2 protein-coding genes are annotated in these 11,448 nt (G+C 66.5%); both read right to left on the reverse strand.

The features are described from left to right. Window positions 1-252: 252 nt before the first annotated feature. Window positions 253-897, reverse strand: coding sequence for a DUF6875 domain-containing protein (locus ACLMAJ_RS37790; protein WP_412018720.1), 645 nt, complete (start codon window positions 895-897; stop codon window positions 253-255). Next, a complete protein-coding gene (locus tag ACLMAJ_RS37795) occupies window positions 891-11,369 on the reverse strand; it encodes an amino acid adenylation domain-containing protein (RefSeq protein WP_412018721.1) in 10,479 nt (3,492 codons plus the stop codon). The genes ACLMAJ_RS37790 and ACLMAJ_RS37795 overlap by 7 nt, the downstream gene beginning before the upstream one ends. Between the last annotated feature and the right edge of the window lie 79 nt (window positions 11,370-11,448).

Here is an 11,448-nt window from a genome sequence, read left to right on the forward strand (position 1 = left end):
CTATCCCGGCAGCCGCCGACCTCGGCCGTGGTCGTCTGAAAAACCGCCGCTACCACGACACAAATTGTCGCGTTTCCCGACCGAGCAGCCGAGATGCGAAGGTAACCGCCCGAGGTGACTGTCGTCACGAATCCTGGCGGATCCGAGGGCTGATGCTGCGCAACCCCCGGGTCCGGCGACTGCCACGACGGGCTCTTCGCACCAGATCCGGGGTCCATCGGCACTGATTTCGATGCGGAACCTGAGTGGAGGTCATGTGCGGTGTCGAAGGTGTGGATGTGATGCACGCTGCGACGTAGGGCCGAAAAGTCTGTTGTAGGCGTCGATCCATTCGTCGCGAGTGGCAAGGAAGGGGAAGTCGGTGGGAGCCATATGGCGTACGGCGAGGATAGGCAGGGGCGCGTCGAGAGCTGGGAATTCCGGATTGTGCAGTCCGGGGGTTGTGCAGCCCGGATAGAATTGGCCGAGCATCAGGCCTTCCTCGACGAACCGGGTTTTCAGGTGCCGTTGAACAGTTTCGATCGCGGCGTAGTCGGCGAGGTCGGGGAATACCGCAAGGACAGCTTTGAATTTGGACTCGGGTTCGTCCCGGGGGTGCAGGGCGGGAAACAGCTCGTACATGTCGTCGACAATGGCGGTTATGCGCCGGATATCGATATCGCGACCGTTGGTGAACACAGCCCAAAGGTATTGGCGTTCGATGGCGTGGCTGGTGTAGGGGCACACGGGGCCGGACCGGCCGAGGGCCGGATGGGGTCGGCACAAGTATTCGTGAGCCCACCGTCGGAGTTCGGCAGCGCTGGGGTGCTCGGTCGCACCAGTTGCGGGGTGGAGGGCGAACAGGTTGGTCGGCTCGATGCCGGTGCGTGTCCCGATGATTCGGTCGGTGTTCACCATTGGCTTGTCCTTGCCTGGGTGGGGGTCTCCGTCGAAGGGGTAGTGGTGGACCGGAAATGATCGGCGAGGACAAGTCCGATGGCGCGGAGTGCGTCCGGGTCGGTCATCCGTTCGTGCCGGGCGGGAATGCGGTGTTCGGTGATGTGGCCGGTGATGTGGTCGTTCCATGCGAGTGCCGGCGAGGGACCGTCGTCTGTGTGGTCCGCGGCGGAGCTGAAGTAGATCAGGTCACCGTTGAAGGGGGCCGGTCGATGGTTGCGGGTGAGGTCGATGAGCCTGGTGTAGTCGTCGTGCAGGATCAGGAGATGCTCGGGGGTCAGGGCGGTAAAGAGTCCGCCTTGCCGGTGCAGCAACTCGGCTGCTGCCTCGATGGTGAGGTCGGCGGGAAGATCGGAAACGGCGAGGCCGCCGAACTCGGTAAGCAGGTCCACGATGGTGGGTGTGGGAGTGTGCAGGCTGTCGGCGGTGATGACACGGGTGTCCATCATGGCCAGGGTCTCGACGGGGTCGTCATCGTGGCGGAGCTGGACGGCGATCGCGTGGGCGATGGTGCCGCCGAGCGAGTAGCCGAGCAAGTGGTAAGGACCGTGCGGCTGGACCGAACGAATCTCCCGCACGTAGCGGGCAGCGAGTTGGTCGAGCGTGTCGAACTGTGCGGTGGGGTCGGTCAGCGTCGGGGATTGCAGCCCGTGGACGGGACGGTCGGGGTCGAGGTGCTGTACGAGCCCGCTGAAACCCCAGGCCAATCCGATGGCCGGGTGGACGCAGAACAGCGGTGGGTCGGTGCCGGCGGCACGCAGCGGGAGCAGGACCGAGAGCGCGTCGCCGGGATTCTGTTCGTCGAGGCCGCGGAGGCGGGTGTCGATGCGGCGGGCCAGCGATTGTGGTGTGGGGTCGGTGAAGACCCACTGAACCGGCACGGTGGCACCGGTCGACTCCTTCAGCCGCGCGACCAGTTGGGTGGCGGCCAGCGAGTTGCCGCCGAGGGCGAAGAAGCCATCGTCGACGCCGACACGTTCGATGTCGAGAGTCCGAGTGAAGGCGTCGCAGACGGCGGCCTCGAGTGGGGTGGACGGCGACCGGAACCGGGAGGGTCGCGGGTCGGGAGCGGGCAGGGCTTTGTAATCGAGTTTGCCGGTGGGGGTGAGGGGGATTCGGTCGAGGGTGCGGATGGTGGTGGGGATCATGTGGGTGGGTAGTCGGGTGGCGAGGTAGCTCGTCAGCGCGGCGATGTCGGGTGCGGTTTCGGAGGTGGGGACGACGTAGCCGGTGAGTTGGTCGGCGCCGTTGGGTCGGGTGTGGACTGTGACGGCGGCATGGGTGATGTCGGGGTGGCTGCGTAGGGCGGCTTCGATGTCGCCGCGTTCGATGCGATGGCCATGGATTTTGATTTGTAGGTCGCTGCGGCCTTTGTATTGCAGTGCCCGGTCGGTGGTCCAGGCGACCAGGTCGCCGGTGCGGTACATCCGTGTCCCAGGCGGCCCGTATGGGTCGGGGACGAATCGGGCCGCCGTGGTTGCGGGCTGCTTGTGGTAGCCGCGGGCGAGACCTGGTCCGGACATGTACAGTTCGCCGACTACTTCGGTGGGGACAGGGCGCAGTCTGCGGTCGAGTACGACGGCGGTGAATCCGCGGGTCGGGCTGCCGATTGTCATCGGGCTGTCTGTGGTTGTGGTCAAGGGAGCGTCGGCGCAGCTCGTGATAGTGGTTTCGGTAGCCCCGTAGCAGCTGATCACCGTGCGGTTCGGTGTCCATTGTTTTGCCAGGGCTGGTGGGAATATCTCGCCGCCGATGATCACGGTGGTGAGGGTGTCGAGTTCGTCGGGGGGCAGCGATGCGAGCACTGTCGGGGTGAAGGCGGCATGGGTGACGTGTTCGGCCTTGATCGATTCGGCCAGTTCGGCGCCGGCGACTACTGGTGCGGGGGCGAGGACCAGGGTGGCGCCGGCAGCTGCGGCACTGAGCCATTCGAGGATCGAGACGTCGAAGCTCACCGAGGCGGCGGCCAGCATTCGAGAGTTCACGGTGAGGCCGAGCCTTTCCCGTGTGTCGGCGGCCAGGTTCGCTATACCGCTGTGGGTGACCACGACTCCTTTGGGGGTCCCGGTGGAGCCCGAGGTGTAGTTCAAGTAGGCCGGGTGCTGTGGCCGTAGCGTTGTCGTGCGATCGGCGTCGGTGATCGCGGTGGGGGACGCCGACGCTGTCGTCGCGGCGAAGGCGGGGTCGTCGAGGGTGAGCCATCTGATGGTGTCCGGCAGCTGGTCCCGGTGGATCCCGAGTGTCAGCCCGACAGTGGCACCGGAATCGGTGACGATGCCTGCGATCCGGTCGGGGGGATAGGTGGGGTCGATGTGGACGAACGCGCCGCCGGATTTGGCGACCGCCCACACGGCGATCACGGCGTCGATGGAGCGCGGTAACGCTATGGCTACGAACGATTCCGGTCCTGTTCCGGTGTCGATCAGTACCCGAGCCCACCGGTTCGAGGTTTCATCGAGTTCGCGGTAGGACAACCGTATGCCGTTGCAGACCACCGCTTCCGAGTCCGATGTCATCGCGGCCGTCAATACCTGCGGCAACAACGACATCACCACACCGGGCCGACCGCGAACGGGTACCAGTGTGGCTCGCTCGACCGGGGATAGCAGCTGTAGCTCGGTCAGCGGGAGATCGATGTGTTCGATGATGGTGTCGAGCACTCGCAGCATTCGGTCGGCGATGGCGTCGATCTGGTGTTGTGCAAACAGTTCTGGCAGATATTTGAAGGTCAGGTGCACTCGGGTGTCGTGGTGGACGACCAGGCCGAGCGGATAGTGCGCGGCGTCGTATCCGTGCACGTCGAGGACGTGCATTCCCGCGATGTCGGTGTCTTCGGACAGCCCGGCCCGATCGACCGGGTAGGACTCGACAACGGTGACGGTATCGAACATCGCGCCTGGACCGGCTATATGTTGGATCTGAGCGAGCCCGAGGTGGTGATGGTCGAGCAGCGAGGCTTGTTCGGTTTGGATTCGCTGTAGTAGTTGGGCGAGGGTTTCGCGGTGGTCGAGTCGGACCCGGACGGGCACCGTATTGACGAACAGCCCGATCATCGATTCGATGCCGGGGATCTGCGGAGGGCGCCCGGAGACGGTGGTGCCGAAGACCACGTCCTCGCGGGCGGTCGAGGTGGCAAGCACGATCGCCCAGGCGGCCTGTATGACGGTGTTGAGTGTGGCCTCTTGCTGATGGGCGACCGTGATCAGGGCCGTGGTGCGCTGTTCGCTCAGCTGCACCCGGACTTCGCGCGCGGCGATGGTGGGCCGGCGGCCGCGGTCCGCGGGCGCCAGCAGGGTCGGCTCGGTTACGCCTTCGAAGGCCATCGCCCACGCGGCTTCCGCCGCGTCCTGGTCCTGGGTGTTCAGCCACACCAGGTAGTCGCGGTAGGGGCGCACCATGGGCAGCACCGTGGGGTCGCTGTCGCTGGCGTAAAGGGTCAGCAGTTCCCGGATCAGCAGTGGCGTGGACCAGCCGTCTATCAGGATGTGATGCATGCTCACCAGCAGCCGGTACTGCTGGGGCGCGATGCTGATCAGGGTGAGTCGCAGCAGCGGCGCCGCGGTCACGTCGAAGCATGTGCGGCGCTCGGTGTCCATGAGGTGTTCGAGCGCAGCGTCGGTGTCGTCGCGCTCGGTCAAGTCGATCTGGGTGAACGGCACCTCGACGTGCTGGTGCACCACCTGGACCGCTTCGCCGGCGCCGGCGCGCACGAACGAGGTCCGTAGGTTCGGGTGCCGTCCGATGAAAGTCTGCGTGGCGTGGCGCAGCCGGTCCGCGTCGACGCGCCCGCCGAGTTCCAAACAGAGTTGCACGATGTAGGCGTCGAGGGTGCCGTCGGCGAGCTGGGCGTGGAACAGCAACCCCTTCTGTAGCGGCGTGAGCGGCCAGATGTCGTCGAGTGTCGAACGTTTGGCTTCGAGCCGGTCGATCGTGTCTTGGTCGAGGTCGATGAGGTCGACGTCGGCGGGGGTCAGCCCGCCGACACCGGGCCGGGACGCGTGGGCGGCCAGCGCGGTCACCGCGTCGCGCCACAGTTCCGCCAGGTCGGTGACCTCGGCGGAGGTGAGCAGGCCGGTCGGATACTCCCAGGCGGCGGTAAGAGTAGGCCCTTCCGATGTGCTGATGGTGACCGCGTTGATGCCGAGCAGGGCTGCGACGGGTGCGTCGGGGTTCTGGACGCCGCCGCCGCCGTCGTCGGTGTCGGTGGGCATCCACCCGATATCGCGCAATGAGGCGGGCGTGGTGTCGAACCGACCGAGATAGTTGAAGCTCACTCGAGGGGTGGGTAGGTCACGCAGGATGCGGGCGGTATCGGCGTTGAGGTAGCGCAGCAGCCCATAGCCGATCCCATGGTTGGGGACCTGCCGGAGTTGTTCCTTGATCGACTTGATGACGGCCGCGGCGGCGGCCCCGGCGGCGAACGCGTCGTCGATGTCGATATCGGACAGGTCGAGCCGCACAGGATAGGTGGTGGTGAACCATCCGACGGTACGGGTGAGGTCGGCACCGGGGAGTACTGTCCCGTGGCGGCCGTGGCTTTCGAGGGTGAGCAACGATTCGGTGACGGTGTTGCCGTGGCGGTACTGCCATCGAGTCAGCGCCATCGCGAGCCCGGCGATGAGGGCGTCGTCCACGTTGCCGTGGAACGCCCCCGGCAGGGTAGTGAGCACGGCGCGGGTCACCGCGGTAGGTAAGGCCACCTCGACAGTGGCGACGGTGGCTTGCACGTCCACGACCGGGTCGATCGGGCGGGCACCGATCGGCGGATCGGCAGCGCCGAGCGTGGACCGCCACCAGTCGAGTTCATCGAGGCTCTCGGCGGCGGCGGCGGTGTTCAGAGCATGCGCCCAGCGTCGCATCGAGGTGCCGACAGGCGTGAGTCGCGGCCGTTGCCCGACACTCAGCTGCGTCCATGCCGCGGCGAAATCGGGAACGAGGATCCGCCACGAGACGCCGTCGATTACCAGGTGGTGTGCGACGACCAGCAGCCGTCCCGGCTGTCCGACCCGATCGAACCAGACCAGCTGGAGCATGAGCCCGGCTTCGGGGTCGAGGCGTTCGGCCGCCGCGTTCGCCTCGGCGTCGACGAGCGCGGCGAAGGCGCTGCTGTCGGGTGCCGCATCCACCGACACGCGCCGGATAAGACCGGCGGCGGGGATCGCGGTCGGCTGCACCTGCAGGGCCCAGCCCGACGGGTGCGCGGGATCCGGTTGTAGTCGGGCCCGCAGCATGTCGTGGTGATCGGTAACTGCCTGGACGGTGGCGCCGATTCCGGTGATGTCGATGCCGTTGGGCAGAGTAAGCATCACCCACTGGCAGAAACGGTCGAAGCTGCCGCGCTCGAACATCCAACACATGATCGGCGTCACCGGTATCGGCCCTACACCCCCGCCGGGCAGTTCCGCCGGAAGGGAGGCCGCCGCGGCACTGTCGTCGAGAACAGCGATCTCGGCGAGCCCGGCAACCGTTTTGCGCTCGAACACTTCGCGCGCGGAGAACACCAGACCCGCCGCCTTGGCCCGAGTCACCAACTGGATCGACATGATGCTGTCGCCGCCCATGGCAAAGAACGAATCATCGAGACCGACCCTGTCGATACCCAATACTTCGGAGAACAGGCTCGCCAGAGCCTGCTCCACCTCGGTGGCCGGTGCCCGGAATTCGCCCCGGCCTGTGGTGAAGTCCGGCGCGGGCAGAGCGGTGCGATCGAGCTTGCCGTTCGTCGTGAGCGGCAGCGTGCCGAGCACCACCACGGTCGCGGGCACCATATGCGAGGCCAACCGCTCCCCGGCGAACGCGAGGACCGCGGCCGCGTCGAGGTCGGCGCCGAGCTCGGGCACCACGTACCCGATCAACCGGTCGCCAACGTCGGGGTCCCGGTGCACAGTCGCCACAGCGGCGGTCACACCCGGGCAGGCCAGTAGGGCCGATTCGACCTCGCCGAGCTCGATGCGGAAACCACGAACCTTGACCTGGAAATCCGACCGGCCCACATAATCCAGCGCCAGACCCCCGTCCGGTAGCCGCAGCCACCGCATCAAGTCGCCGGTCCGATACATGCGCTGCCCTGGGCCTGCGAACGGATCGGCGACGAACCGCGACGCCGTCGGACCCATCCCGTTGCGGTAACCGCGAGCCAGACCCGGGCCCGCCAGATACAACTCCCCGACGACCCCGACCGGCACCGGCCGCAACCATGCGTCGAGCACGACCTGACCGACTCCGCGGATCGGTCCGCCGATCGTCACCGCCTCACCTGCCACCATCGGCGCACAGACATCGGTCATGATCGTGGCCTCCGCCGGACCGTAGGTATTGAAGAATCTCCGGCCCGGCGCCCACCGTGACACCAGTTTGGAGGAGGGCGCCTCGCCACCGACCACGACGGTCCTGAGGTCCTCCAGCCCGTCTGGATCGACCGTCCCCAAGGCTGCGGGCGTCAGCGCGATATGGGTCACCTTCGTGCGCGACAGGATCTGCGCCAGCTCGCCCCCGCCGTAGACGGTCGGGGGCGCAATCACGAGTCGCCCACCCGTCGCGAACGCCCATAGGTGTTCCAGGACTGCCGCATCGAAGCTCGGAGACGCGAATTGCAGCACCCGCGCGCTCGGCCCGATGTCGAACCGCGAAGATTGTTCGGCCACCAGGTTCGCCAACCCTCGATGCGATACCACCACACCCTTGGGCACACCTGTCGAGCCGGAGGTGTAGATCACGTACGCGGCACTGTCGACACGCACCGGCGATGTTCGCTCCGCATCGGTCACCGGCATCACCGACAACCCCGCCGCCTCCGCTTCGACCGCGGGATTGTCGAGGGCCAACCACCGCACGGCCCCGGGCAGCCGATCGCGCCACTTCGACAGTGTGATTCCTACCGCCACACCCGAATCAGTGAGCATCTGCTCGACCCGGCTAGCTGGGTACAGCGGATCCACCGGTACGAACGCTGCCCCCGACTTAGTCACCGCCCATACCGCCAGAACCTCTTCGACCGACCGAGGCAACCCAACCGCGACATTCGTCTCCGGCCGCACACCCCGACCGATCAACAGTCGAGCCAACCGGTTCGACTCCGCATCCAGCTCGCCGTACGTCAACTGTCGATCCCCGCACACCACCGCGACAGCCTCTGGATCCCGCTCCGCCGCTGCCGACAACAACTCCGGCAACACCTGCTCCGGCACAGCCGGATCACCCGCCACCGGCGTCAACTCCCGGTGTTCGGCCGGGGAGAGCAGATCGAGCCAGGCCAGCGGCAGATCCGGGTCGGCGGCAACGATGCCGATCACGCGCAGGACCCTCTGCAGGGTCGCATCCATCGTGTCCTGGTCGAAGAGTTCGGGCAGGTACTTGATAGTGAGGTGCAGTCGCGTGTCGACACGCGCGACCACTCCGATCGGATAATGCGCGGCGTCGGTGCCGGTCACATCGAGCAGCCGCATGCCAGCGATATCGGTGTCCTCGGTCAGCCCGCCACGATCGACCGGGAAGGACTCGAACACCGTGATCGTGTCGAAGACCGCTGCCGGCCCGGCCACACGCTCGATGTCGGTCAGACCCACGTAGTGGTGATCGAGCAGCGCGGCCTGTTCCGCCTGAATCCGGTCGACCAGCTGGCCCAAACTCTCGGCGGGGTCGAGACGGACGCGCACCGGCAGTGTGTTGATGAACATCCCGATCATCGATTCGATGCCCGCGACCTGTGGGGGCCGTCCGGACACCGTGGCGCCGAACGTCACATCCTCTCTGGATGTCAACGCGCCCAACACGATCGCCCATGCCGTCTGGATCACGGTGTTGAGGGTGATTCCACGGGCCCGCGCGAAGCTGGTCAGTGCTGCGGTCTGTTGCTCGGTCAGTTCGCCGAGCACCTCACGTGATTCGGTGTATGGGCGGCCGGGATCGGCCGGAACCACCAGGGTCGGCCCGTCGGCGTCATCGAACGCACGGGCCCAGGCGTCGAGCGACGCAGCGGGGTCCCGCCCGACGATCCACGCGAGGAAGTCCCGATAGGGACGTATTCGAGGCAGCATCGTGGAGGCGCCGTCGGTGGCATAGAGGATCAGAAACTCCTTCAGGAGCAGCGGCGTCGACCAGCCGTCGAGCAGCAGGTGATGATTGGTCAGCATCAGCCGGTAGTGCTCCGGCCCCGTGGTGACCAGCATCCAGCGGAGCAGTGGGGGCCGAGCCGGGTCGAACCGGGTCGCCCGGTCTGCGGCCATCAGTCGATCCCACTCGCGATTGCGTGCACCGTCATCCAGCGCGGATAGGTCGAGCTCCGACCATGGGGCCTCGATGTTTTCATTGACCACCTGCACCGGTCCAGCGGCGGTGTCGGTGACGAATGCGGTGCGCAGATTCGCATGCCGGGCGAGCAGCAGTTGCCCGGCTCGGCGCATCCGCGCCGGATCGACTTGCCCACGCAACTCGAGGACCAACTGCACTAAGTAGGGTTCGGTCGACTCCTCGGACACCAGCGCATGGAACAGCAACCCCTCCTGCAACGGAGTCAATGGCCAGACGTCGCTCAACGCCGGATAGCTGTCTTCGATTCGCTCGATCTCGGACTGTCCGATCCTGATCAGATCCAGATCCGACGGCGTCCGTCCCCCGGCCCCGGCACGGTGGACATGTGCTGCCAACGCGGTCAAGACCCGGCGCCACGACTGCGCCACCTCGCGCACCTCGTCGACGGTGAGCACCCCGGCGGGATACGACCAGACTGCCCGCAACTGCGTCTGGCCCTCATTTTCGAGGGTGAAGGCATTGACGTCGAGCGCCGCCGACACCGGCATTTCCGCATTCTGCGCACCGGCGAGCTCGGCACTCACAAGGGCGCCGTCGTTGTCCACCGGCATCCATCCGGCCGACTGTATTCCTTCGGGAATCCTCGTGGAGACGAAGTTGAACCCGATCTGCGGCGTCGGCAGAGTCTGGAGTATCGGTCTGGTGTCCGCGTTGAGATACCGCAACAAGCCGTAGCCGATTCCATGGTCAGGGACAGCGAGGAGCTGTTCCTTGACGGACTTGACCGCTGCCCCCATGGCCGGCCCACCAGCGCACGCATCGTCGAGATCGATGCCCGACAGATCGAGGCGCATCGGAGACCTCGTGGAGAACCAGCCGACCGTCCGGGCCAGATCCGAGCCGGGGACGGCGTCTTCCGCACGGTCGTGCCCTTCGAGACCGATCAGCATGTCCGCTAGCGGGCCACCGGCGGCTTCCGACTCATGCTCACGCCGCCACTTCGTCACCGCCACCGCCAGCGCGGCCAGCAGCCCGTCGCCGACGTTGCCGTGGAATGCCGCGGGCACATCGGTCAACAGCGCCGCGGTCACCTCGGGGGACACGTCGACCACCACTGTGCGGGTAGTGGCAGCCACGTCGATCGCCGGGTCGAGCGGCCGGGACCCGATCATCGGATCGTCCCTGACGGCCATCGCTTGCCACAATCCGAGTTCGGCGGTCCGCTCCGAATGTAGGGCTGCCTCGACCAGCCCGTGCGCCCACATTCGCATTGATGTCCCGACCGGGGCCAGATCGGGTGGCTCGCCGGACGCTATCCGCGCCCACGCCATCGCGAGGTCCGCGACCAGCACCTGCCAGGAGACACCGTCGATCGCCGATCGATGCACCAGGACCAGCACCCTGCCCGGCTCCGCCACGTCCACCGGATCGAACCACACGATCTGCACCACGATCCCGGCCCCCGGATCGAGCCGGTCCGCGGCGGCATCCAACGCTGTCGCTGTCGACGCACGGAACTCGACGCTTCCCGGTTTCCCTTCCATCGCCACCCGGTGGACGAGGTCGTCGGCTCGAACCGTCCCGACCGGCAGCACCTCCCACGTCCAGCTCCCATCGGAGCCAGGGCGCAGCCGCGCGCGCAGCATGTCGTGCCGATCGAGCACCGCCTGCACCGCGCCCGTAAGTCTCTGCTGGTCGATCCCCGACGGCAGAAGTAGCACCACTGCCTGTGAGAATCGGTCGAATCCCGACTCCGCGCGTTCGATCAGCCATCGCATGATCGGCGTCACCGGTATCTGTCCAACGCCGCCGCCTGGTAGGTCCGCCGGAATGGATGTCGTTGCCGCGCTGTCGCGAACGGCGACCTGGGCCAGCCCCGCTACCGTTTTGCGGTCGAACACATCACGCGCGGAGAACACCACACCCGCCGCCCTGGCCCGAGTCACCAACTGGATCGACCTGATGCTGTCGCCGCCGATGGCGAAGAATGAATCGTCGATACCGACTGCATCGGTGCCCAATACATCGGCGAATGCCCCGGCGATGATGTGTTCGGTGGGTGTCCGGGGTGCCCGAAACGGCTTGGTGTCGGTAAAGGCCGGATCCGGTAGTGCCTTGCGGTCCAGTTTGCCCACCGGAGTCAACGGGATGCGGTCGAGCACCATGATCGCCGAGGGGACCATGTAGGACGGTAACCGATGGGCGAGGTACTCGGTGAGGGTTGCGGTGTCGATCGAGTTATCAGGTGCCGCAACGACATAC

Origin of the sequence: Nocardia arseniciresistens, assembly GCF_046764875.1 — a bacterium.
GTDB lineage: Bacteria > Actinomycetota > Actinomycetes > Mycobacteriales > Mycobacteriaceae > Nocardia > Nocardia arseniciresistens.